This window comes from Neobacillus sp. NRS-1170 (assembly GCF_050468025.1).
In genome coordinates, this window is record NZ_JBITPF010000099.1 from 1 (window position 1) to 25,239 (window position 25,239).

17 protein-coding genes, 1 pseudogene and 2 riboswitches are annotated in these 25,239 nt (G+C 40.4%); of the genes and pseudogenes, 1 reads left to right on the forward strand and 17 read right to left on the reverse strand.

What is annotated here, in order from left to right:
- Positions 1-279 precede the first annotated feature (279 nt).
- The 9 genes and pseudogenes from ptsG to ACIFOT_RS30850 form a co-directional block, all read right to left on the reverse strand.
- Complete coding sequence (ptsG, locus tag ACIFOT_RS30810) at positions 280-2,349, reverse strand: glucose-specific PTS transporter subunit IIBC (protein ID WP_430072386.1); 2,070 nt, start codon at positions 2,347-2,349, stop codon at positions 280-282.
- A 189-nt stretch (positions 2,350-2,538) separates the two neighbouring features.
- Positions 2,539-3,381, reverse strand: a complete 843-nt coding sequence (gene glcT, locus ACIFOT_RS30815; RefSeq protein WP_430072389.1) for a glucose PTS transporter transcription antiterminator GlcT — start codon at positions 3,379-3,381, stop codon at positions 2,539-2,541.
- 150 nt (positions 3,382-3,531) lie between these two features.
- Positions 3,532-4,860, reverse strand: a complete 1,329-nt coding sequence (locus ACIFOT_RS30820) for an NCS2 family permease (protein ID WP_430072392.1) — start codon at positions 4,858-4,860, stop codon at positions 3,532-3,534.
- 116 nt (positions 4,861-4,976) lie between these two features.
- Positions 4,977-5,078, reverse strand: a riboswitch (purine riboswitch).
- 98 nt (positions 5,079-5,176) lie between these two features.
- A complete protein-coding gene (gene guaA, locus ACIFOT_RS30825) occupies positions 5,177-6,697 on the reverse strand; it encodes a glutamine-hydrolyzing GMP synthase (RefSeq protein WP_430072472.1) in 1,521 nt (506 codons plus the stop codon).
- A 144-nt stretch (positions 6,698-6,841) separates the two neighbouring features.
- A riboswitch (purine riboswitch) is annotated at positions 6,842-6,943 on the reverse strand.
- A gap of 40 nt (positions 6,944-6,983) precedes the next feature.
- Positions 6,984-9,197, reverse strand: a complete 2,214-nt coding sequence (locus ACIFOT_RS30830; protein ID WP_430072395.1) for a transglutaminase TgpA family protein — start codon at positions 9,195-9,197, stop codon at positions 6,984-6,986.
- Entirely contained in the window at positions 9,188-10,408 is a 1,221-nt protein-coding gene (locus ACIFOT_RS30835) for a DUF58 domain-containing protein (RefSeq protein WP_430072398.1), read from the reverse strand. Before ACIFOT_RS30835 ends, ACIFOT_RS30830 begins: the two co-directional genes overlap by 10 nt.
- Positions 10,409-11,365: an AAA family ATPase gene (locus ACIFOT_RS30840; protein ID WP_430072401.1), complete on the reverse strand. Its 957-nt coding sequence runs from the start codon at positions 11,363-11,365 to the stop codon at positions 10,409-10,411.
- 171 nt (positions 11,366-11,536) lie between these two features.
- Positions 11,537-12,757 carry a metallophosphoesterase family protein gene (locus ACIFOT_RS30845; RefSeq protein ID WP_430072404.1) on the reverse strand — a complete coding sequence of 407 codons (1,221 nt, stop codon included), beginning with the start codon at positions 12,755-12,757 and terminating at the stop codon, positions 11,537-11,539.
- Positions 12,758-13,180: 423 nt separating this feature from the next.
- A pseudogene (locus tag ACIFOT_RS30850) lies at positions 13,181-13,357 on the reverse strand (phosphonate ABC transporter permease); the annotation flags it as partial.
- A gap of 156 nt (positions 13,358-13,513) precedes the next feature.
- On the opposite strand from ACIFOT_RS30850, the gene ACIFOT_RS30855 reads away from it, so the two are divergent.
- A complete protein-coding gene (locus ACIFOT_RS30855) occupies positions 13,514-15,202 on the forward strand; it encodes a GMC family oxidoreductase (RefSeq protein ID WP_430072406.1) in 1,689 nt (562 codons plus the stop codon).
- A 112-nt stretch (positions 15,203-15,314) separates the two neighbouring features.
- Here ACIFOT_RS30855 and ACIFOT_RS30860 read toward each other — a convergent pair whose 3' ends face one another.
- The 8 genes from ACIFOT_RS30860 to groL all read right to left on the reverse strand — a co-directional run bounded on the left by ACIFOT_RS30860 (position 15,315) and on the right by groL (position 25,237).
- Positions 15,315-15,911: a serine/threonine protein kinase gene (locus ACIFOT_RS30860; RefSeq protein WP_430072409.1), complete on the reverse strand. Its 597-nt coding sequence runs from the start codon at positions 15,909-15,911 to the stop codon at positions 15,315-15,317.
- A 107-nt stretch (positions 15,912-16,018) separates the two neighbouring features.
- Positions 16,019-16,789: a phytanoyl-CoA dioxygenase family protein gene (locus ACIFOT_RS30865; RefSeq protein ID WP_430072412.1), complete on the reverse strand. Its 771-nt coding sequence runs from the start codon at positions 16,787-16,789 to the stop codon at positions 16,019-16,021.
- A gap of 419 nt (positions 16,790-17,208) precedes the next feature.
- The gene (locus ACIFOT_RS30870; RefSeq protein WP_430072415.1) at positions 17,209-18,924 is read right to left on the reverse strand and encodes an NAD-dependent malic enzyme; all 1,716 of its coding nucleotides are present in this window, start codon (positions 18,922-18,924) and stop codon (positions 17,209-17,211) included.
- A 197-nt stretch (positions 18,925-19,121) separates the two neighbouring features.
- Complete coding sequence (locus tag ACIFOT_RS30875) at positions 19,122-20,090, reverse strand: 2-keto-3-deoxygluconate permease (protein ID WP_430072418.1); 969 nt, start codon at positions 20,088-20,090, stop codon at positions 19,122-19,124.
- A 122-nt stretch (positions 20,091-20,212) separates the two neighbouring features.
- The gene (locus ACIFOT_RS30880) at positions 20,213-20,920 is read right to left on the reverse strand and encodes a response regulator (RefSeq protein ID WP_430072421.1); all 708 of its coding nucleotides are present in this window, start codon (positions 20,918-20,920) and stop codon (positions 20,213-20,215) included.
- Position 20,921: 1 nt separating this feature from the next.
- Positions 20,922-22,517: a DcuS/MalK family sensor histidine kinase gene (gene dcuS, locus ACIFOT_RS30885; RefSeq protein ID WP_430072424.1), complete on the reverse strand. Its 1,596-nt coding sequence runs from the start codon at positions 22,515-22,517 to the stop codon at positions 20,922-20,924.
- Between the two features lie 107 nt (positions 22,518-22,624).
- On the reverse strand, positions 22,625-23,377 hold the full coding sequence (locus ACIFOT_RS30890) for a sulfite exporter TauE/SafE family protein (RefSeq protein WP_430072427.1): 753 nt from the start codon (positions 23,375-23,377) through the stop codon (positions 22,625-22,627).
- A 228-nt stretch (positions 23,378-23,605) separates the two neighbouring features.
- The gene (gene groL, locus ACIFOT_RS30895; protein WP_430072431.1) at positions 23,606-25,237 is read right to left on the reverse strand and encodes a chaperonin GroEL; all 1,632 of its coding nucleotides are present in this window, start codon (positions 25,235-25,237) and stop codon (positions 23,606-23,608) included.
- Positions 25,238-25,239 lie beyond the last annotated feature (2 nt).

Consider the following 25,239-nt stretch of genomic DNA (forward strand, 5'->3'; position numbering starts at 1 on the left):
AAACGTTGGCTCGTTTCAAAAAGAAACGAATATTATTGTTTGTTGACGTTTTTGTTTGTTTAGTTTTCAAAGAACAATCTCGTTACTTCCTTTAGAAGCAACTTTATTACTATATCATGCGGTTGTATCAATGTCAACAACTTTTTCAAGAATGTTTTTCAACATCATTTTGTTGTTAACCCGTCACTAACGACCGCTTTAATATAATAACACCCTGACAATGGTACGTCAACAAAAAAACACAAAAAAATAACCGACCCACAGCGGGCCGGTTATTTCTTACTTCGTTATTTTAATAATGCCTTCTTGCTCGAGATCCACAAGACCTTCTTTTTCAATAACCACCTTTTCTCCTTCGGTTAAATTCGTGAAGACAATTGGTGTTATCGATGAAGTGGCATGCTCTTTAATATAATCTAAATCAACTTTTAATAAAGGCTGACCCTTGGTCACGCGGTCATTTTCAGATACTAACGTTTCAAAACCCTGGCCTTTTAAATTAACTGTATCAATACCAACGTGGATTAAAATCTCACGTCCGCCATCAGAAAGAATTCCAATCGCGTGTTTCGTCGGGAATAGGTTTACAATTTTCCCATCAACAGGTGAAACAACCGTTCCTTCAGCAGGCACAATCGCAAAACCGTCACCCATCATTTTCCCGGCAAAAACTTGGTCGGGCACTTCTGTAATAGCCTTAATTTCACCTTTAATTGGAGCAACAAAAACTTCATCATTTTTACGTTCAGTTTGCAGTGCATCAGGGTTAATCTCTTCAATCTGCTGCTCTACACCTTTTTCTGGTGCGTTAACCACCGTCGTCCGTGGACGTTTTCCTTCTATTATATCTTTCATTTGACCTTTAATGGTTTCGGAACGCGGACCGAAGATCGCTTGAATATTGTTACCAACCTCAAGTACTCCTGCAGCGCCAAGTCTTTTCAATTCATCTTTATCGACATTTTTAATATCGTTTACAGAGACACGAAGACGTGTAATACATGCATCTAAATGAGCAATATTTCCTTGGCCGCCCATTGCATCTAAAATATTAGCAGCTAAATCACTTGATCCTGCTTTACCTGTTGGCGCTTGATTTTGTTCATCATCCAATTCACGGCCTGGCGTTTTTAAGTTAAACTTACGAATCGCAAAACGGAAGCCAAAGTAATAGATAACAGCAAATACAAGACCTACTGGAATAACAAGCCACGCATGTGTTTGCGGGTTGAGTAATCCAAACAAGATATAGTCAATTAATCCACCGGAGAACGTCATCCCGATTTTAACATCTAATAGATGCATTACCATGAATGATAGTCCGGCAAAAACCGCATGGATACCAAATAGAACTGGCGCAACAAAAAGGAATGAGAATTCAATTGGTTCAGTAATACCAGTTAAGAATGATGTTAAAGCAGCTGATGCCATCAAACCGCCGACAAACTTTTTCTTCTCCGGACGTGCTTCTTGATAAATCGCTAATGCTGCAGCTGGCAGCCCAAACATCATGAACGGGAATTTACCTGTCATGAAAGTACCAGCAGTCAGATTTTTCACGTGGTCAGAAATCTGTGCCATAAAGATATGTTGGTCACCGTGAATAACTTGACCAGCTTTATTTGTATAGCTGCCAAATTCAAACCAGAATGGTGAATAGAAAATATGATGCAATCCAAACGGAATTAACGAACGTTCGATAACACCGAATACAAACGCCGAAAGTGTTAGGTTTGCATTAACCATGTTGTTTGAGAATGCGTTCAATCCAGATTGAATTGGCGGCCAAATGACTAACATGACTAATCCTAAAATGATCGCTGTTCCCGCGGTAACAATTGGAACAAAACGTTTTCCCGCAAAAAACCCTAAATAAGATGGCAGTTCAATCTCATAGAACTTATTGTACAAAGATGCAGCAATAATACCAACTATAATCCCGCCAAACACACCTGTTTGAAGGGTAGGAACCCCTAAAACACTTACATAATTCGTACCATTAATTTCTTTCGGGTCAATCCCTAATACAGTTCCCATAGTTACATTCATAATCAAGTAACCAATGATCGCCGCAAGACCCGCTGTACCTTCCCCACCAGCTAATCCTATAGCAACACCTACTGCAAACAAAAGCGGCAGGTTACCGAAAACGATATCACCGGCATTTTTCATAACAGAAGCGACCATAGCTACAGCACTATTATCCAAGAATGGAGCTATGTTCAATAAAGCCGGGTTAACCAGCGCCGCCCCTAAAGCGAGCAAAATCCCTGCCGCTGGTAAAAGGGCAACTGGCAGCATTAGTGCTTTACCGACTTTTTGCAAGACGCCAAAAGCATTTTTAAACATAAATATTCCTCCCGTATATCCATTTTCCAGCTCATTAAGCGTTTACATCTTTGTTAAAAGAAAACAAAAAAGGCATGAGTAAAAGTTTAACTGAAAGAAGATATGGGTATAGAATACCCCTAAATCCTCAAATCAATTAATACTTTTCACTCATGCCTGATCGAATCAGTAACACGTAAAAAATAATAGCTATTTAAATTTGTTTTGAAGCCTTTGCAGATGCATCGTTAGGTAAACCGCCTCTGCATCGAAAACCTTCAATTTTAATGATTGTTGCATCACTTTAATGAGCTTCCATGAAAGATTATAGCACACCGGATATTCCGCTTTCAAGAGGGAAGCGATTTTTTCTGGCTCCTCCACCTTCTCCCCTTTAACAACACGATCTATCGCAAAACGAAGGTGCCTGACAAGCCTCATATAATCAATACTTTCCTTATCAATTTCGATGTCAAACTGCTCCTCTACCATTTCAACCAGCCGGCTGACAAGCTGTGAATGCTGATTGACTTCAGATAGGTTCTTATTGGAAATCGCACTATGAATATGGAGCGCAATAAACCCAATCTCACCGGTCGGGAGGGATATCCCCGTTTTATTATTAATCAGCTCTACTACCTCTGCCGCTACTTCATATTCATGTCGGTAGAGAGCTTTCGTTTCTATTAGAAAGGGGTTATTCATTTCCATCCCCTGTGATGCCCGCGTGATTGCAAACATTAAGTGGTCAGTGAGCGCAACATGGATATGTTCATTCAGCTGGGAATTTGTCCTTTGCTTAATCAAATCAATCGCAGAAATAATCACTTCTAAAAAATCATTATCGATAAACGGAAGCAGCTTGATATAGTTCTCTTGTTCTTTTTCATTTTTTAAAACGAAAAGCTTTTCTACTGTATCAATATCAATATAATCCCCGCGTTTCCGGTTAAACCCAATGCCTTTGCCAATTAAAACAACTTCTTCATAGGAAGGGTGTTCAGCAATTAAAACATTGTTATTTAATACTTTATCTATTAATAGCTTTGACATACCCTTTTTCCCCATTTCCATCAGCGTAACCTTAATATTTTCATGTTATAAGAGGAAAAACAAGAAGTCAACGACGAAAATCGACAATACTATTAACAATCCTCCAGGTAAAAAAAAGAACCGCGGCCGCCGCCGCAGTTCCTTTAATCATTATTTTAAGAAGATGAAATAAAGAACAAATATCACAAAGAAGAAGTACATGATTGGGTTGATTTCTTTTGTCCGACCCTTTACGATCATCGTGATTGGGTAGAAGATAAATCCTACCGCGATACCTGTTGCAATGCTATAAGACAAAGGCATCGCAATCATTGTTAAGAAAGCTGGAACAGCAATTTCAAACTTCTTCCAATCAATTTTCCCTAAAGAAGAAACCATAAGGACACCAACGATGATAAGGGCAGGTGCTGTAACAGGTGCTGTAACGACTGATAATAACGGGAAGAAGAATAGTGATAAAATAAATAGTCCGGCTGTTACTAACGAAGCAAAACCTGTTCTCGCACCAGACGCTACCCCGGCAGATGACTCAATATATGAAGTTGTAGTTGATGTACCAAGCACGGCACCAACACCGGAAGCAATCGAATCTGCAAGCAACGCTTTACCTGCATTTGGAAGCTTATTGTCCTTCATAAGTCCTGCTTGATTAGCCACAGCCACAAGTGTTCCTGCGTTATCAAAGAAATCAACAAACAAGAATGTCAGGATAATCCCAAGCATGGAGGTTGTGTAAAAAGAACTGTCTCCGAAAGAGGAGAATGCGGCGCCAAACGTCGGCGATAAGCTTGGAACACTATCAACCACTTTACCAGGCATTTTAATTTCACCGAAAATCATTCCAACAATGACCGTAAGAATCATACCATAAAATACTGCACCATTGATTCCTCTAGTCATCATGATCACTGTTACCACAATACCAAAAATTGCAAGTAATGCTTCTGGAGATGACAAGTCACCAAGTCCTACTAATGTCGCATCGTTATTCACTACAATCTTAGCATTTTGTAAACCAATAAACGTGATAAATAAGCCAATTCCGGCACCCACTGCGTGTTTTAAATCAACAGGAATCGCATTAATGATTTTTTCACGAAGTCCTGTCAACGTTAAGATGAAGAAAAATACTGCGGAAATCAACACGGCACCAAGTGCATGCTGCCAAGGAATTTCATTTCCTAAAACGACTGTATAAGCAAAAAATGCATTTAATCCCATACCTGGCGCTAATGCCAGCGGGTACTTCCCTAACAGACCCATTATTATGGATCCCAAAGCAGATGCTAATGCTGTTGCGACAAACACTGCACCATAATCCATTCTCAAGTCCGCTGGAAAATCCTTCACCGATGCAAGTGATAAGGTTAATGGGTTAACGACTAAAATATAAGCCATTGCTAAAAAAGTGGTCAAACCGCCGATAAACTCGCGGCGATAATTTGTACCTAGTTTTTCAAACTCAAAATACTTGTGCATTTCTTTTCCCCCTTGGAAAAAATTTCTCTTTCTATTTTACGAAAAAACGCTCCGGTATATTCTACCGGAGCGTGACTCTAGGCTGTGTAAAAATAGAGAGGAAAAGAAATGCCTCTTTATTCAAAACACTGCCTCGTAGTCAAGCCATTTACGGTAGCTCGGTAGAAACTTTTGGGCCATATCCCCAAGATTATACGATGCAATATGATAAGTTCTTGTTTACGTTTTTTATTTTAACAGGGCGAATTCATTTTGTAAACAAAAAATACGAACATTGTTATAGTAAAAAATAACAATGTTCGTATTTTGGTATTTCCTATTCCCACTCAATGGTTGCAGGCGGCTTACTGGTAATATCGTAGACCACCCGGTTTATATGTGCTACCTCGTTTACAATGCGGGTTGAGATTTTCTCAAGTACATCCCACGGGATCCGCGCCCAGTCAGAAGTCATCCCATCAATCGAAGTGACCGCCCGAATACCGATTGTATAATCATATGTCCGCGTATCACCCATTACACCAACACTGCGGATGTCCGGAAGCACAGTGAAGTATTGCCAAATGTCACGGTCGAGCCCGGCTTTTTTAATTTCTTCACGGAGAATCCAGTCAGATTCCCGGACGATTTCAAGCTTATCTTCCGAAATGGCCCCTAACACACGAATGCCAAGTCCAGGACCAGGGAACGGCTGTCTCCACACAATATCGTCCGGAATGCCAAGCTCGGTGCCAAGCGCACGAACCTCATCTTTAAATAACGTGTTTAATGGTTCAATTAATTTAAACTGCATATCTTCCGGCAGACCGCCTACATTATGATGCGATTTAATCGTTTGCGCCGTTGCTGTTCCACTTTCAATGATATCGGTATAAAGCGTTCCCTGTGCGAGGTACTCGATTCCCTCAAGTTTCGTCGCTTCATCATCAAATACATAAATAAATTCATTTCCGATAATCTTTCGCTTCTTCTCCGGATCAGAAACACCCTCAAGCTTCGATAAGAAACGGTCTTTTGCATCAACCTTAATGACATTCATATGGAAACCTTCTGAAAAAGTCTTCATAACACTATCTGCCTCATTTTTCCGAAGCAGTCCGTGGTCGACAAAAATACAAGTCAACTGATCTCCAATAGCTTTATGAATCAAAACGGCTACTACAGATGAGTCTACTCCGCCGCTTAAAGCGCAAAGCACTTTCTTATCGCCAACAGTTTCTCTAATTTTCGCCATTTCCATTTCAATGAAGTTATTCATCGACCAATCGCCAGCGCAATCACAAATGTTAAACACAAAATTCTTTAGCAGGTCATTTCCGTAAACGGAATGGCGTACTTCTGGATGAAATTGAACTGCATAAAGCTTTCTTGCTTCATCACTCATTGCCGCAATCGGACAGTGAGGATTTGTACCATCAATGTTAAAACCTTTTGGTGCTTCTACCACAAGATCCCCATGACTCATCCAAACAACTTGCTCGTCAGGCAGGCCAGCAAAAATAGCTGTCTGATTTTGAATTTTCATTGTGGCTTTTCCGTATTCCCGCTGCTTTGCTTTTTCCACTTTCCCATCGAAATGAACGGTCATTAACTGCATGCCGTAGCAAATCCCCAGAATAGGCAGACCCATTTCAAAAATTTCCTCATCGCAGCGAAATGAGTTTTCATCATAGACGCTGTTCGGACCACCTGAAAAAATAATCCCCTTAGGGTTCATTTGGCGGATTTCCTCTGCTGTAATCGTATGCGGATGGAGCTCGCTGTAGACGCCAAACTCACGAATCCGGCGTGTAATCAATTGATTATATTGGCTTCCAAAATCTAAAACAACAATCATATCTTGTTTTCCAGTCAAAACGGCCACCTCAATTTGTTCAAATTTATTTTAGTATTTGCTACAGGTAAATAAAAAAAACTAGAATTCTCCCCCCGAACGAATCTCAGGAAGGCAGAATTCTAGTTTTCTCTTAAGAAATTACTCACAGAAAAATTCTGCCTTCATAGTCAGGCCATTTATGGCGGCCCGGTAGAGACTCTCGAACCCTATTATCGAGGATATATGAAGGTAAAAATGCGTACCCTATTAAATTAAAACATATTGTATCAATAGGATGTTTTTCTGGTCAAGCGATTGTCTTTTTAATTAAATTTTCCCACAATTTACGGGATTCCTTCCAGCTGCCCTGCGGAAGATTTTGATGATACAAATATTGCTCGTAACTGGCAGTCAGCCGTGTCATTTCCCTTGTTGAAAAAAACGAATCAACATAGCGTGCATAGTTCCTTAGTGTTTGATTGTCCTTCCGTTTTAATCCATAGCGCTCGAGCTGACTCAATAAAATCAAATAGGCTTCTGAGATATTGTCATCTTTTTTCCTGAAGCGATAGCGCAGCAAAACGAGATATGGAAACCATTTGCCGCGAATCCGATATAGAATTCCTCCTATAACAACGAGTAAGATCACGGCCAAAACCAGTAACTTCCAGTTCCCTTTCCAAAACAAATTCACTTGGTTCCAAACCGTTTGGAAATCAAAGGAGTTTTCCTTCTTCACCGGATTATCCTCAATTTGCTCCTTCTGAGGTTTTTTCACTGGAGCCGGAGTTGAGGATTGGTTGCCTGAAGAAGATTGTCCTGTTCCATAATCAATATTGAGTTCATTTGAAAACCCTTTTGTCGGCTCAAAAGCGACCCAGCCTTGATTTGGAAAAAATACCTCAACCCAGGAATGGGCATTGTTGTTGGTTACTTCGTATATTTGATTCCCCGAGTTTTCCGTACTATATTTGATAAAATCCCCGCCCGTGAAACCCTTAATCCAGCGGGTCGGAATACCAATTGATCTCAGCATAACAGCCATCGAAGACGAGAAATTATCGCAATAGCCTCGTTTTGTATCAAACAAAAATTGATCGACATAATCCTCTGCAGGCCCTGGTACAGCAACATTTTTTTGATCATACGTATATTCTGTATTTCCAAAATAACTTTCAACCGCTTTTGCTTTGTCAAACCAGTTCGTTTTACCATTGGTGATTTTTTCTGCCAACTCCTTCACCCTTGGCGGCAGCTCCTGTGGTACCTGCGTATATTGTTGATAAAATTCCTGACTCATTTCTTCGGGATTATAGCCGGTTGTCACCCGCAAATCCGCAGCTTTATATTTAGGTTCAGCAAATTCTAAATTAAAAATCTGTGGAACTTGAGGGCGATTATCATTTTTTAAAAAGCTGATTCTTTCATTGGTAGTATCAATCATAAATCGATTTCCCTTTGAGTCATCAGGCAGGATATTGATTATTTTTTTTATTCCGGCTGGGTACATAATATAATTGTACTTATAGTTCACATGTGTGTTGACACGAACCGTTTCCTTAATGGTTTCAACATTTTGCGGGAAGGAATAGACAGGAACCAAGTCCTCCTGTCGAAAAGGAATCGGAGTTGTCCCCGAGGCAATCCAGCCTTTCCCTGTATACGTATCCTTTGTTTCCATTTTCCAATAATCCTTTCCATTCCCATCGTACATGAATACAGGATTGGCATCCCCGATAAACGGACCGCCTAATGCGGAGTCATCCTCTCCATATCCAATTCGATGCGGGCCGGCCGCATCCTTTCCGCCCTTATCTTGAGCTGCAGTTAAATATGGGACAGGGTCAGGCCAAATCGGGGCTGCCTTTGGTGCAGCAATGCCAACCAGTACGCTAAAGGCTATCATTACTGCAAGTGGAACCATCCATTTTCGCAAAAAAGATGCTTCACTATTGACCTTTTCTTTTTGCAGGATTCGGAAAAACGTCAGCATGCCCATTACAGCAAACCCAACGACAACTGTCCTAACAATCGCTATTTTTGCGTTGTATGGCGAAAACGTATCCAACACCGTAATATAAACTAAGGTTAAGAAGAAAAAGATAAAAATTTGTTTTCGGTTTAAAAGCCAGTAATGGATTAAATACACCATCAGCCACAACAAAATAAAAAATAAGAATGTCCGAAATTCACTCGATAAATCATTCCAGTTTCTTGCCACGATTAACCCTAGGTTATCAGCCGCATCGCCAAGAAATGCCTTCAACCAGCTAAACTGAAAAAAACCAGCATCATAGTAGAAATGATTAATTGAATACAGGATAAAGATCAGTTTAATGATGGATTGCCACAACCATTTCATTTGAAAAAAAGAAAGGACAAAGGAGATGACCAAAAAGATAATAAACGTTTCGATATTAGCGGTATCGGTTAATTGTTCAATAGGCCGCAGCCATTCCCATAAAAGCAGGAAACCAAATACATATAAAAGAAATGAAGGTAGGTCCCTTCTCATGACCATATGCTCACCTCCGAAAAGGCCGAGGTAAATTCGCCTTCATGAATCATGATTACCCGGACCCCGCGGGCATTCGCGAGGGCAATCAATGATCGTTCGTTTTCCGATGGCGCTTCTTTCTGACCCTTTATGAGAAAAAGAGTAATCGATCCCTTTCTTTGCCCAAGAAAACTCGCTTTTTCAATTAGGGGTTTCGTCAATTGCGCTGTGACAAGCATAAAGGAGACGGATTGTTGGATAAAAAAACTGTCAGTTTCCAGCACTTTATCAAACGAGGAATAACTTTTGGCCTCTATTTTGGCAAGATGATAAAATAGCTCCTGAATATGCTGCTCACCGCCCCGGATTGGAAATGAGGCTCTTTCTTTGCTGCTGGTTAACAGCCCGGTTTGCGCTCCTTTTTTCAAGACGGCGCGAATAAGGGAAGCGGTAAAAGAAACGACTGGCTCAAAGTGCTTATCGGGCACGCAATCCATAACCACAAAAACATCATGGGACTGCCGCTGCTCAAATTCCTTCGTCATGATCTCGCCCCGCTTTGCTGAGGCTTTCCAGTTAATCCAGGAGAAACGGTCGCCTGGCTGGTAATCTCTTACGCCAACAGCCATTGAGGTGTCCCTCTGCACCCGCTCACGGGATGCGGTCAGGCCTTGATCGTATTGGTTTTCAAACGGGCGGTATAATAGCTCGGTATAAGCAGGATAGACAATTATTTTGCTTTCCTTTTCATAGGTTTTTTCTTTTTGGAATAAACCAAGTGGATCACCAATTTTCAAAGTAAAGGTTTCGAAAAAATGCTCTCCCCTTGGCAGTTCATGAATGATATATTCATAGGAAAATTCCTTCTTCATTCCCGGCAGCAACAGTGCCTTCGGGGCTTTTAGCTGCTGAGCATATTTTAACGCCTCATCCAAATGGTCTTCGATTAGTAAATAAAATAACGGAAAACCTTTCGATCTTTTAATTTGGACGTTCACTTTTAACTGTTCACCTGCATTATAATCAGTTTTAGGTATTGTTCTGGTCACTTCAAGCTCATTCATCGAGTAAATGGACAGGGCCACACAGTAAATTGCAAATGGAAGAAAGCTATAGAATAAAAACCAGCTGACAAATCCTCCTTGAAACATCGCATAGGAGAAGGTTAAAAGAATCAGTAACAATAGCAAAACAAATTTCCAGGCTTTTTTTATTAGGTGAAATAGTTTTTTCATTTATTTCACAAGCCTTCGAACCGGTACAGGAACCCGTGTAACCACCCTGCCCACAATTTCTTCTGCAGATATCCCTTCGAATTTTGCCTCTGATTTTAAAATAATCCGGTGGGATAAAACGAATGGCGCTAAATATTGAATATCATCCGGCAGGACATAATCTCGGCCAAACATATAAGCATAAGCTTGAGCTGCTTTCATTAAAGCGATGGATCCGCGGGGACTTGCCCCTAAGTAGACGCTGCCATGACCTCGTGTACGATTAACGATGTCGACAATATAGCGCTTAATGGTGTCATCCACAAATACGTCTTTGATTTCTTTTTGAAGGTCAAGTAAACCTTCGAGGTCAATTACTGGCTCCAAGTCCTCGATGGGCGGAACCTTTTGTGCCCTGTTCAACACTTCTATTTCCTCTGCCAAATCCGGATAGCCCATTTTCATTTTTAATAAAAAGCGGTCGAGCTGTGCTTCCGGAAGAGGATATGTACCCTCGTACTCGATCGGGTTCTGTGTCGCCATAACAAAAAACGGCTTTTTCAACTTATGGGTCACGCCATCGATTGTGACGCTCGCTTCCTCCATCCCTTCGAGCAGTGCCGATTGAGTTTTTGGCGAGGTCCGGTTGATTTCGTCAGCAAGAATAATATTCCCCATGAGCGGACCTGGACGGAATTGGAATTCCATTTCTTTCGGATTGTAAATGGAAACACCGGTAACGTCGGATGGCAGCAGGTCCGGGGTGAATTGAATTCGGCGGAAGTTGGCATTCACTGATTTTGCCAGGGCGCGAACCATCATCGTTTTTCCGACACCTGGTACGTCTTCTAATAAAACATGGCCTCCTGAAAGCAAAGCCACGAGGCTTAGTTCTGCTACATTTCTTTTTCCAATCATGACTTTTTCAATATTTAAAAGGATTTTTTCGATTGTGGGATTCATTTGTTCGTGGGCCATTGTTGATTCCTCCTCTATAGGTAAAGAACATTTTTTGGCATCAATAATATGTATTCTAGTTTTGGATGGAAAAATCCTGTAAACAATGTATAGAATATTCATATTTCTCAAATCAAAAAAAAAGCCTGCCCTCATATAAAGAGCAGGCCTAACGGCAGATTACTTTTACTTCTATTTTAAAATTACTTGTTCTTGTTTTTTGTTTTCTGGTATTAAAGTTGGTTCAGTGCTTTGGTCGTTGGCAGTAAGATCTATGCCATAGTCCTTTGCAAAAACCATATGTGTTTCGACTAAAACATCCTGTTTATTCTCATCCAAATTAAATACACGGGCGCCGCGTAATCGATTCCGGCCCACACCTGGCAGCCCATAAGCACCAAATCCTGTACTGCCAGAATAACCTAGTAAAATCCCATAATAATTACCCATATAAGTATTTACATGGTCATGGCCGCAAAAGACCCCCTTGACATCTCCCCTGTCAAGCATAGCTGAGAACATCCCGCTATTAAATGGACCTGGGCACTCCTCTTCATTTCTTTCTCCGACTATTTGATGCTTTGCTGCAGCACGGGCATGATCAGCTTCTGTTCGGCTATCGACACTGTCAAACCACATAAAGCGATGTTCCCACAAAGGAATATGAATGAACATGAGAGAAGGTACTTTATAGCCAAATTGCTGTTCCAGCTTTTTGGAAGTCTCATAATACCAGTTTATCTGATTCATTCGAATCCAATCCCAAGTCGGATATCCACTAAAATCCTGTCCAGCAATCGTTTTAGGAGCATATCTGCCACTATCTAGCAGCCAAAGGTTGAATGCCGCTTTCTTGCCAGCAGAATCCCTAATAAGCAGGTTCATGTTTCCAGTCCCATTAATGCCAGTTGCTCCTGGCTGATTAACATTGTATTTGTATGCCATATAAAATTTAAGCATGGCTTCCTCATCAAGGCCGCCTTTTGGTGTTGAATCCTCATCATGATTTCCAAAGGTTACTGCCCACTTGATACCCCTTTGTTCCATTGGCTGGGCAACATTGTTCATTGCTTGTCTCATCTCAAGCTCTGAATTACAGCCGCCTGTAATGTTGTCACCATTTAGTACTACAAAATCCGGCTTCTCACTGTCAAGGACTTTTTCCATTAACTGGATGGTCCGGCGATCAATATGCTCATCATCCTGCGTATCGTTAAACTGTACAATTTTATACTTTCCATTTGTATTAAATTGCAGTTTCGCATTATCGTTTGTTTCAGCGTGAGCAACGCTACTTAATACATTTACACCTGGAATTCCAGCAGACGCTATCGTTAAGGCAAGTGTAGTCATCCCTCCTACTTTTATGAAGTCCCTTCTGTTAAAAACCTTGTTTTCATTTTGATTACTCATTGAATTTCCCCCCTAATTTTTGTAGGTTTTTAGATTTTGACATCAAGCCAAGTCGAATATTCAAGCATAGCCTTAATCCATAGTTACATCTCAAACTTTATCAGAAGATTGTAAATTCAGTTTTAGAGGAAGGTAAGGTTTTTGTTATTTTTTGTTAATTAGGAATTTTGTCTCTTAATTAAGCAAATGTAAGTAATATTTTATTTAAATAAGGGATAGTTTTGGGTATTTAGACTTATAACTTTCATTGCATTTTTATCAAATCTTAGGATAATAGGACCAAAGAAAAATAAAGAGAGAAGCGGAAATTGTAAAGTAATAGTAAATATTATTTCTATTAAAAAGTTTTAAAAAAAGTAACAGGCGATGATTTCTGTATTCATCGCCTTCCAAAATGGTGATCCATGTAGATGACCCCTTCAATTAATTCCCCATTTTCAAATTTCTTTTTATTCTTGTTGCTGCGAGTTCAAGAAAAATGGAAAATCCAAGGATAAAATAGGTAATCACTCCGACTTCTCTTATATCCTAATAAAATCCGCTAGCCATGAACATGTCGAATCCGATCCCGCCTGCTCTGGCTGCAGCCCCCATTGCAGCTCCAAAGCCCCTCGATAAATCACTATTTGATTCAGCCATTAAGAAAAAGAGATAGGGCATTTACACCATATTTTTTAATAATCATATATATGTTGTTGTGTTTATAATTTCCAATATTCAGAATATAAAAAGGCCAATATTGAAAGGAGTATTAGTGTGTCAACCAATAACACATTCGATTATATCGTGATTGGGGCTGGTACTGCCGGAGGAGTAATTGCCAAAAAATTAACAGATGACAAAATTACTTCTGTACTTCTCCTTGAACCTGGAACCAATATGATAAAAGAACTGAGCAGCCCTTCTGGTGCAACAGCAGGCATATTAGCCACTGATAATAGGCACTCATTTAATATCATGACCAATGCTGAGCCAAACATTGGGAACCAGCAGCTTCGTGTATCAAGCGGCAGAGCCATCGGGGGAAGTTCCGAACATAATGCAATGTATGCCGTACGTGGAAGCAGAAGACTTTATAATGAGTGGGCAGAACTCATTGGATCTCAGTGGAGTTACAGCAAAGTTCGTCCTTTATTCAAAGAGAATGAAACTTACACAGGTGAAACAGAAGAATCGGAAGAACGAGGAAGCAAGGGCCCCATATTTGTAAGACAACAGAACATTCCTGAAGATGGGCTGACTGTTACATTAGCCGAAGCAACATCAGAAGTGTTAAATATTCCAATTGTCGAAGATTATAATACTGGAATAAGAGGTTGTACATTTTACAAATCCCAATTTTTAAATGAAGAAGTAAATGGACATTACGTTCGTTCCTCTACTGCAACAGGGTATTTAAACGGAAAAATTGTTACACAAGGCGATGAATTTCACGCGGATGAGTTTGGAGTACACGGCAGAGAGCTGGTCATCCTGAGCAAAACAACAGTGAATAAAATTTTATTTAAAGAAGCTGGCAGATTTCAAGTTGCCGTGGGCGTTGAATTTGTAAAAAACGGTAAAACAAATATCGCGCGTGCATCTATAGGTGTCATTGTCAGTGCGGGTAATTTTTCTTCCGTTATTTTACAGCGTTCTGGAATTGGGAACCCGGATGATTTAGCAAGAGCCGGTATTACCACATTAATTGACAGTCCAAATGTAGGACATAACTTTCAAAGTCATTTTACTGTTGGAATGGGAGTAGAAGTAGAAACGGAGCGGCTTTTAGAGCTTATGTCTGCTGACCCAGACAATCCATTTCCACTGGGTGCTTTTAAAGGAGAAGGCAAAAGCGGGGGCCGGCGTCTTCAATTATATGGATCGACAACACCTTCGTTTATTCCAGCTCCAGATGTATTGGCTAATCATTGGGGGTTCGATGAAACAAAAAAGAGCAATATTATGAGCATAGGCATTTTTGACCTTAACCCTAAAAGCAGGGGTTCGATATTGGCTTCACACAGCGATCCTGAGGCGTATCCTTCTATTGATCTTAATCCGCTGGGGAATCCGAATGACTTAGATTTTATGGTTGAACAGTATTTGAACACTTACCGTATTATGAAGAAAGCCCGTAAACTAGATCCCGATGGCATCTACAAAGTTGTCTATCCGCCTGAAGAGGTCTTTAAGATGGATGATAAGGAAGAACGGCGTAAACAATTAGAAAGTTATGTGAAGGCTTCTTATCGTAATCTCGCTCATTTTGGCGGTCAATGCAAGATGGGCAATAGTATTCTAACTGGGGTTGTGGATGAATATCTAAATGTCTTTGGTACAAAAAAACTGAAAGTAGCCGATCTTTCTATTTCCCCTATATTACCAGATGGCAACACCTCTATGCCTTCTCAAATGATTGGACTAAATGCAGTACGATTTATTCAAGAAGGGTTTCCTTTTTAAAAATTTATCGAAAAATAAATGATAAAATGAACTCCCCTAAGTTATCTCCTTGATTTTTCTCAGAAACGAAAAATCCTTGATCAATTTGATCAAGGTTTTTTCGCCTTTTAAATCATAAGTATTTCTCTATAGTTTCTTTCCATTTATCATTAAGGCTATGGTCGATAGTTTGGGCTTGAGATAAAAACGATTCCAATAGACCAAGATTACTTAAGTCTTCGAAAAAATACTTCGGTTGAGGACGATTTCTTGTAAAGGACTTCACATGGTCAATTACCTTTAGTGTTTTATTATTTGTGACCATGAAATGACGTAAATATATATCATAGTCAGTGAATTTTAGGTGCTCCATTTCTTTAAATATAGTTATTATCTGTTGAGTTATTTCCAATGGTATGGTTTCCATATTCTTCAAATAGTCCTTTAAAGTTATTCCCTCTACATATTCAATGATTATATAGTTTGCTCCTGAATCATATAACTTAGGGAAAAAAGGGGATTTTTGAACTTTACTTAATACTTCTTCTTCCCATCTACAATGTTTCTCATCTGGATATATTTTCACACATTTTTGGTTTGGCAACTTAAACACAGCGCCTTGCATACCTCTACCGATTAATTCGTAGGACGTTGGGTTGTTCACCACTTCGACTTTTTTCCAACCACTCGGTTTGTTCACCTGGATTAATGTAAAATCGTCTATCTCCATTAAACCCGCCTACCTTTTAAATAGATACGAAAACAAGTTTGTTTTCACGTTTCGTTTTTTGGAATATCCCCTCTCCCCATGGCTACCAGAACATTAAAATCCCTTTACTATATTTTATATTCATATTTTTCTCCAGGTTTTCTTTCAAAATCGGGTGGGAAATTTTTCCGTTTATTCTTATAATATTCTTCACGAAAATCTCCTTGAGAGAGCTTATTAAATGTTAAGAAAATCATTCTTCTTGTTGTGTCTGTAAGGTTTGGTCCAGATCGATGTGGTGTATAAGAGTCAAATATTATCATATCACCGGGTTGCATCGGATAAGAAACCCAATCTAATTTATCTACAGCCTCTTTCGGAAGCTCTTCATACATTGGTCCAAGTAGTCCTTTTTTGTGTTCACCTAAAGCGCATTCTAAACACCCGTTATTCTCATTAGCCTCATCAATACAAATGGCAACAGAAATATGCAATGTATGTCCGTACTCATCCCATCCAGCCTGTACATCTTGATGTGGTTTAAATCCTTCTCCACCCGGAAGCTTAAAATTAATTTTCTCCTTAAAAAGAACAGCTTCTTCTCCAAACAATTGTGAGACAAGCCCCAGCATCCATTCTCCATTTACTAGTTCATTTAGTTCCGAATGATAAGGAAGAAAATTTTCAATTCTATTTAGTATTTTTGTACTGTCCTTAAGACTGTTTTCATAATACTTCATCCATTTCCCTCTTACTTCAGGGAAATTTTGAACTGCGTCAACCCATTTGATTAAATTTTCTTTTACCCCAACACTATAAAGTCCATCATTTGGAATGTAGAGACAACCATCCTGCTCCCATTTCATAAGCTGGTCTTCTGTAAATTTTTTTAGAATCATTCTACGAATTTCAGTCCCCTCTAATGAAATCTCGATATAATATGTCATGGAAATTTTTTGTTGCAGGTGCAAGCCCTAAGTAAGATTAAAAGGGCGTTCGTTCTGATTCCTCACGTTCTTCTAATGCGGCTTAGCAATTAAGCATTATGACAATTTAAAAAATCTGACTGAATCCTAAATGCGGAAACCATAAAGACATTAATGGGGCATTACCCACAAAATAAATATATCGAGGGCGAATAGGGGATATGACTTCCAATCTGAAGAAAAGGCCTCCCGTCAGTTCAGTAAACTGATGGAAGACCTTCGAATAATTAATTTTTACAGATCATTATAAGCAATTCTCTTTTAACAAATCCAAAACCCTTGAATATAAAATGTTTTGGAGCTTTATTCCATCATTTTATTTATCTATTTACTCATGCATAGGAATGAATGTTTGTCCAAATACCTACACTCTTTATTTCCTTATACTCAGGTTTCCACATAGCATCTTCAATAGCACTCTCAACATCTTGAATATCCGCTCTTGCAATTCCTTCGTGAATTGCAGCATTAACTACTTCAATGGCTACGTATTTTGAGACTTCATGAAGTTTTTCAATGGATGGCAGCAGGGATTCTCCAGGTTTACTGGAGTCCGACATTCTTGCAACCGCATAAGCAGCAGCAGCGAACATTCCTTTTGAGATCACTTCCGCTTTTGCCACAATGGCTCCAAGGCCAAGACCTGGAAAGACAAATGCGTTATTTGACTGCCCAATTTCATAGGAAACACCTTTGTATTCTACATTGGCAAACGGGCTGCCGGTTGCAATTAGAGCCTTGCCATCTGTCCATTTAATCAGATTTTCCGGCACTGCTTCAGCCAGTGCAGTGGGGTTGGACATAGGCAAGAAGATTGGACGCTCAACGTGCTTGGCCATTTCTTTCACAATTTCCTCCGTGAAAGCACCGGCTTGTCCGGAAGTACCAATAAGGATGGTTGGCTTCACCCTATGAACGACTTCCATTAATGAAATGATTTCATCCTCATTCTTATCCCAGTCCTTTACTTCATCCATCTTTCTTACATAAGGCTTCTGGAAATTCAAAACATCTGGTGTTTCATCCGTTAGTAACCCCCGATAGTCGATCGCCCAGAAACGCTCATAGGCTTCTTCTCTGGTCAGTCCTTCTAAAATCATGGCATCAACCATTTGGTCAGCGTTACCGATGCCGGCAGCCCCTGGTCCAAAGACAACAATGCGCTGGTCCTTCATGGATTCTCCTGTTACTTTCAAAGCAGACATAAGAGCAGCAAGGGTCACTGCCCCTGTTCCCTGGATGTCATCGTTGAAGGTAAGGATGTTGTCACCGTATTTATCCAAGATCTTACGCGCATTCACGTTGCCAAGATCTTCCCAGTGAATCAGAACCTCTGGAAAGAACTTTCTTGCAGTATGAACGAATAAATCAATAAATTTATCATAACGCTCACCGCGGACACGGGCGAATTTGTTGCCAATATAGATAGGGTCTGCGCTCAAAGCCTGATTGTTCGTACCAACATCCAACACGACTGGCAGAACACGGCTTGGATCAATACCAGCTGCCGCTGTGTACACGGCAAGCTTACCAATCGCAATATTAATACCGCCTACCCCTTGGTCCCCAATGCCCAGAATACTTTCTGAGTCGGTAACAACGATTAAATCAATGCCATTATTGGGCTGTCCAAGATTATAGAACGCCTTTTCCACGCCTTCAGGATCATCAATGGAAAGATATAAACCTCCTGGACGGCGGTAGCTATGGGAGTATGACTGGATCGCATCACCGACAGTAGGAGTGTAGATAATTGGAAGCATTTCTGCTAGGTGTTCTTTCAACAATCGGTAAAACAGAACAACATTGCGGTTATATAAATCATAAAGCAGACCGTGTTTAAATAAATTCGTCGTCCGCATCGAATATTGTTCATAAACCCTCTTTACTTGTTCATCAAGGGTAAGCGCTTGAGGCGGTAACAGACCGTCGAGTCCAAGGTCTTCCCTTTCCTCTTTCGTAAAAGCTGTTCCTTTATTCAAAAAAGGATTAGAGAGAACCTCTTTTCCTTTTAATGTTGTAATAATAACATTCTCAGGTACATTCATGGTGTTTCCTTCTTTCTTTAAAATAAACTCGCACAATTATGGGAACATAGATTTCTATTTTTCCATGTTAATCACATTTTCCTTATCACACTAGTTTTTTTAATTTAATGTCTCTTTTTTGTAATTAAACAAAGCAGACAGTAAAATTGCCTGACTGCTTTGTTCTATCTACCACTTTTCGTGTTTATAAAATTTTATCAGGCTGCCCGTGCAATCGATAGTTTCGCTTTTTTCTTTTCGGACCTTTTAAATACATAGCTCACAATAATCGGACAGACGATGGCAGATATGACACACGCAGCTGCAACTTGTGCAGTAGCTGAAGATGCTACTGCGGCTAAGGTTGGATCTGCTGCGGCCACAACAGCTGGTGTAGCTACCGCATTTCCTGCAGTTGACCCTGTAGCTAAACCAACGATAGGGTTTTCTTTAAATAACTTCAATAGGAAGTAAGCTCCAATTCCAGTGAATGCAGCGATTATTCCTAGTAATATCCCAGGACCTCCAGCTTTCACAATAGTTGAAAGGTTCATTCCGGCACCTAATGGGAATGAGAAAAATGGGATTAATAATAATTTACTGCTTCCAAGGAACTTTCTCATATCAGGGTCAATATTTCCTAAAATCATTCCGATTACGATTGGAATTAATACTCCAAGAAGTGTTTGAAAAGGAATGGTGGCAAGGCCGGATGCACCTAATGCCACTAATGTGAAAAATGGACCGTCTTTTAAAGAAAATAAAGCATATGCGCCTACATCCGTTTCGTCACCATACGATGAAGCAAGAGATGCATATAACCCGCCATTAGCATTTAATAACGCTGCAAGGATGGCTAATGGTGTTAATCCTAGTATTCCGGCAGGCCCAAAAATCACTGCTACAGCTAAACCAATACCAGCACCTACGATAAATTTTCCTGTTAATAATATTGCACCTTTTTTTAATGCCTTTGGTGCTAATTTGAAATTAATTTGCGAACCAATTAAAAACATAAAACATGCCAAAATAGTTGATGATGCTTCTTTACTGAATAATGCTGTTGTAAAACTTCCAATTTGTAAAACCTGCGGAAAAAATGTATTCGTTAATACCCCTAAAAAAAGTGGAACAACCATCAGACCACCTGGAATTTTATCAAGCGTTTTCTTAATAGGAATCTGCATTTTTGAATCCTCCTTTGTCTTGCTGCATGTCTATCATATTCCCATGTAAACCGTTTTCATAGAATATGAAAGTTTAATCATTCTTTTTGTAAATAAAAAAAGTAAGCAGTTTCAATAGCTGCTTACAAATAGTTTTTTATTAAGTGCTCTTTAAATTGGTTATATTCATGCTGATACACAGGCCTTCCGATGGTTCCATAGATAACCTTGACTTCAAGTATTCCTAATTCCTTTAGAAAGTTAAGGTACTTTCTTGCTGAAACCCTTGAGATGCCTACCACATTAGCTACTTCATCAGTGGAAAATGGTCCCTGCTTCAACTCTTGAACCGCATCCCATATCTGCTTTAAGGTATCCTTCGTTAATCCTTTTGGCAGTTCCTCTGCGATGACGGCCTCTTCTCTGTGCAAAAGTAAGTGATCGAGCTCTTGCTGACTAACTGAATCCTGTTTATCAATGAACCGAGTTTGCTCAAGGTAGGAAGTAAGCGCAGCATTAAACCGTTCAAACTCGAAAGGCTTAATCAAATAGTCGACAACACCATACCTTAATGCCCTCTTAATTCGTTCAAAATCTGAGGCTGCTGAAATGATGATGACATCAATTTCAAGATCATTTTTCCGAAGATACGGTAACAGTTCCAGCCCCTGCTTTCCCGGCATAAAAATATCCAAAAGAATTAGCTGAATATCATTCTTTCCTAAACATCGGATGGCTTCAGCGACCGAACTGACTGTTGCAGCTAAACGGAACCCGTCAATTTTAGAAAGGTACTGCTTATTGATTTCCGCTACCATCGGGTCATCTTCAACAATCATTACATTAATCATTCTATTCATCCTCTGCATTATAAGGTATATATACGGCAAAATTCGTTCCCTTTCCAGGCTTGGACGAAATTATCAGGTCCCCCTCCAGTCTTTCAATTGCCTGCGCCAAAAGATATAATCCGAATCCTCGATTGTCCCCTTTCGTGGAAAAGCCTTTATCCAGTATTTTGTTTTGAAGTGATTTCGTCATTCCCATCCCTGTGTCTTTAACCTCGACTGTCAAAATATCCTCTGCGTAATCAAGTTTAAGCTCGACTTTTTTGATTGGACTGTCCGCAATTGCCTCCATTGCGTTATCGACGAGGTTTCCAATGATCGTTATTAACTCATGTGTAATTTCCGAATTTACAGGCTTGGGAAGTTTATTTGCGCAATCCAATGACAGTAAGGCCCCAGATTCTCTTGCAAAGCTTAGCTTGCCAATCAGAAATCCAGCAAGAACCGGATCTTGGACTTTTTTTGTTACAAAACCCACTTCCGTTTCACGGTGGTTAACTGTTTCACTCACATAGTTAGCGAGTGTATCGTATTGTTCAGTACGAACCAGACCAAGAATGACATGAAGTTTATTCATGAATTCATGCGCCTGAGCACGGAGAGCATCCGCATAATTGCGCACACCTGTAAGCTGTTCGGCCAAAATTTGAACCTCGGTTTTATCACGGAAAGTAGCGATTGCTCCCACCGGCTGATTTCCCACAATCACTGGTACCCTGTTTACTAAGATGGTCACCCCATGTAGATTCTGTTCTTGATCCATTTCCGATTCACCCGATTCTACAATGCGAGCTAACCGAGTCTCTGGCAAATACTCTTCAACGTTCATCCCTATGGGATTCCCTTCAAGTCCAGCTTTTTTTAAAAGCTTACTGGCTGCCCTGTTAACAAGGGTGATGTTTCCTTCTTGGTCAATAGCTATGATTCCCTCGCGAACAGACTGAAGCATAGAACTGCGCTCTTCAAGCAGCCTGGCAATCGCGAACGGCTCGAGTCCTAAAAGAATTCTTTTGAGGTATCTCGCTAGGCCCACTGCACCAACTACACCAATTAAGATGCCAATGACGGTACCGATCACCATACCCATACGGCCTTTATGTACCGCCTTTATTACACTTTCTAATGAAATCCCTACGGCAACTGCACCGACTTGTTTTCCTTGAGAATTTTTTATTGGAGTAAATGCCCTCATGGATCGACCGAGAGTCCCCTTTGAAATGGACACGTACTCCTTTCCTTTAAGAACTGGCCCTTCATCTCCTCCTGTGAAGTGCTTTCCAACCTTTTCGGGTTCCGGGTGGGATAGACGAATACCTTTCATATCCATCACAACAACGAAGTTAACATTGGTTTTTTTTCTTATTTGATTACTAAAAACTTGTACATTTTTTTTATTCACTTTCCCTTCGAGAGCGCCAATCACCTGCGGACTAAGGACAACCATCTTTGCCACATTCAGGGCTTTTTCTTTCTCTGTTTGTTCCACACTGGAGGTAATTCTTTTGCTTATGATAAGATCAGTTATTCCAAGTGATAAAGCGACGACAATGCATACAAATATAATAATAACGGCTTGTAAACTAAGTTTGCCCTTCTTCATAATCTCCTCCAGGTATGATCATAATTATAGTATGTATAAGACTTATTTATAAAATGACAAAAGACCGCTTAGCTTATAAAAGAGCTTTAAGCAGCCTTTATCATCAATCATCGAATTAGCAAAATGGCACCCGCCATAATTGGGGTAAGAACCATAGCACTCTTTAAAATTGGCAGTGGAACGTTGTTGATAAATTTGGCACCAATATAGGAACCAATCATCGTTCCAGCCAGTACCTGGATTAGAAGCAAAACGTTGAAATAGCCTTCAAAATAGTAGCCTGCCCCGCCAGCGAAAGCGATGGGGAGAATAACCAACATCGTTGTGCCGACTGATTTTTGTACAGAAAGGCCCAACACAACCATCAACCCAAGCTGGATGAATGGAGCCGATCCAATACCAAACGTACCGGATAAAATACCAGTCACGATTCCGACAGACGCTGCCCTCAGTAAAAAGCTGCCAGTTGATCTCGTTTTCCTTTTATTTGTCTCTTTAAGCCTATTTACAATAAAAAGGCGGATCATCAGCATAACAGCGGATAGGAACAGCATTCCCGCCGTAAGAAAGTGGAGTGAATGAACCGGAATCCATACAGCAATTTTAGAACCAACAAATGACATAATTGCCCCAAAGGCACTTGCAGTTATTCCTGCTTTCACATCCATATTTCCCTGCCGGTAATGACTGTAAGCTCCGGACAAAGTCGTGAACACCATTGCAGCCAGAGACGTACCTAACGCAGTTTGGATTGGTACTCCAAACACAACGGTTAAAAGAGCAATAATAAAACCGGATCCCCCGGCCCCAATAAAACCTAGTAAAATTCCTATTAGGAACATTGTAAGTGTGATAACCAAGAACATCCCCCCAAACAAACTTTCACTTCATTGGTAATATTTCTCCAACAGTATAATTATAGTATTTCAAACCGGAAGGACGTTTTTTGTAATTAAAAAAAGTCTATGGGTGGAAGCGGTAATTCCATATTTTGCAACACAAAAAAACCACTCCCTATTGTTAGGAAGTGGTTTTTACCAGTCAGTGTTATAGACTAATTCTAAAGCATTAAGGGCTAGCGGATGTTATTACATCATGCCGCCCATGCCGCCCATTGCGCCCATATCAGGCATTCCAGCTGCACCAGCTGGTTCTGGCTTGTCAGCAACAACTGCTTCAGTTGTTAAGAACATAGCTGCAACAGATGCTGCGTTTTGAAGCGCAGAACGAGTTACTTTAGTTGGGTCCACGATACCAGCTTCGATCATGTTTACCCATTCGCCGTTAGCAGCGTTGAAGCCTGTGCCTACTGCTTCGCGCTTTAAGCGGTCAACGATAACAGAGCCTTCAAGGCCAGCGTTGTGAGCGATTGTGCGAACTGGCTCTTCCATCGCACGTAAAACGATGTTGATACCTGTTGCTATGTCACCTTCAGCTTGGATTCCAGCTACTTTGCTGTATACGTTTAGAAGGGCAACACCACCACCGGATACGATACCTTCTTCAACTGCAGCACGAGTAGAGTTCAAAGCGTCTTCGATGCGAAGCTTGCGCTCTTTTAATTCAGTTTCAGTTGCAGCACCAACTTTGATTACTGCTACACCGCCAGCCAGTTTAGCTAGGCGCTCTTGTAATTTTTCACGGTCAAATTCAGAAGTAGTTTCTTCTAATTGAACACGGATTTGGTTTACACGAGCTTCGATAGCTGCAGAATCTCCTGCACCTTCAACGATTGTTGTGTTTTCTTTTGTAACAACCACTTTAGAAGCGCGTCCTAAAGATTGGATTGTAGCAGTTTTTAATTCACGGCCAAGCTCTTCAGTGATGACTTCTCCGCCAGTTAAGGCAGCGATATCTTCAAGCATTGCTTTACGACGGTCACCGAAGCCAGGAGCTTTTACAGCAACAGCATTGAATGTACCGCGAAGCTTGTTCACTACTAATGTAGATAATGCTTCACCTTCGATATCTTCAGCAACTAGTAATAATGGCTTGCCTTGTTGTACTACCTGCTCAAGGACTGGAAGGATTTCTTGAATGCTAGAAATCTTCTTGTCAGTGATTAGGATATATGGGTTTTCTAAAACAGCTTCCATTTTTTCTGTGTTTGTTACCATGTAAGCTGAAACGTAACCACGGTCGAATTGCATACCTTCTACAACATCTAATTCAGTTGTGAAGCCTTTTGATTCTTCGATAGTGATAACGCCGTCGTTGCCAACGCGCTCCATAGCTTCAGCGATTAATTGGCCAACTTCTTCGTCAGCAGAAGAAATAGCGGCAACTTGTGCGATGGAAGATTTGCCTTCGATTGGTTTTGAGATTGCTTTTAATTCTTCAACAGCTGTTGCCACTGCCTTTTCGATCCCTTTGCGGATACCCATTGGGTTTGCACCAGCAGTTACGTTCTTTAAACCTTCGCGAATCATTGCTTGAGCAAGAACAGTTGCAGTTGTTGTACCGTCACCGGCAACATCGTTTGTTTTGCTTGCTACTTCAGCAACAAGCTTTGCACCCATGTTTTCGAATGCATCTTCTAATTCGATTTCTTTTGCGATTGTTACACCGTCATTTGTGATAAGCGGTGAACCAAATTTTTTCTCAAGAACCACGTTGCGTCCTTTAGGTCCAAGAGTAACTTTTACTGCGTTTGCTAGAGTATCTACACCGCGAAGCATCGCGCGGCGCGCATCTTCACTAAACATAATTTCTTTAGCCATCG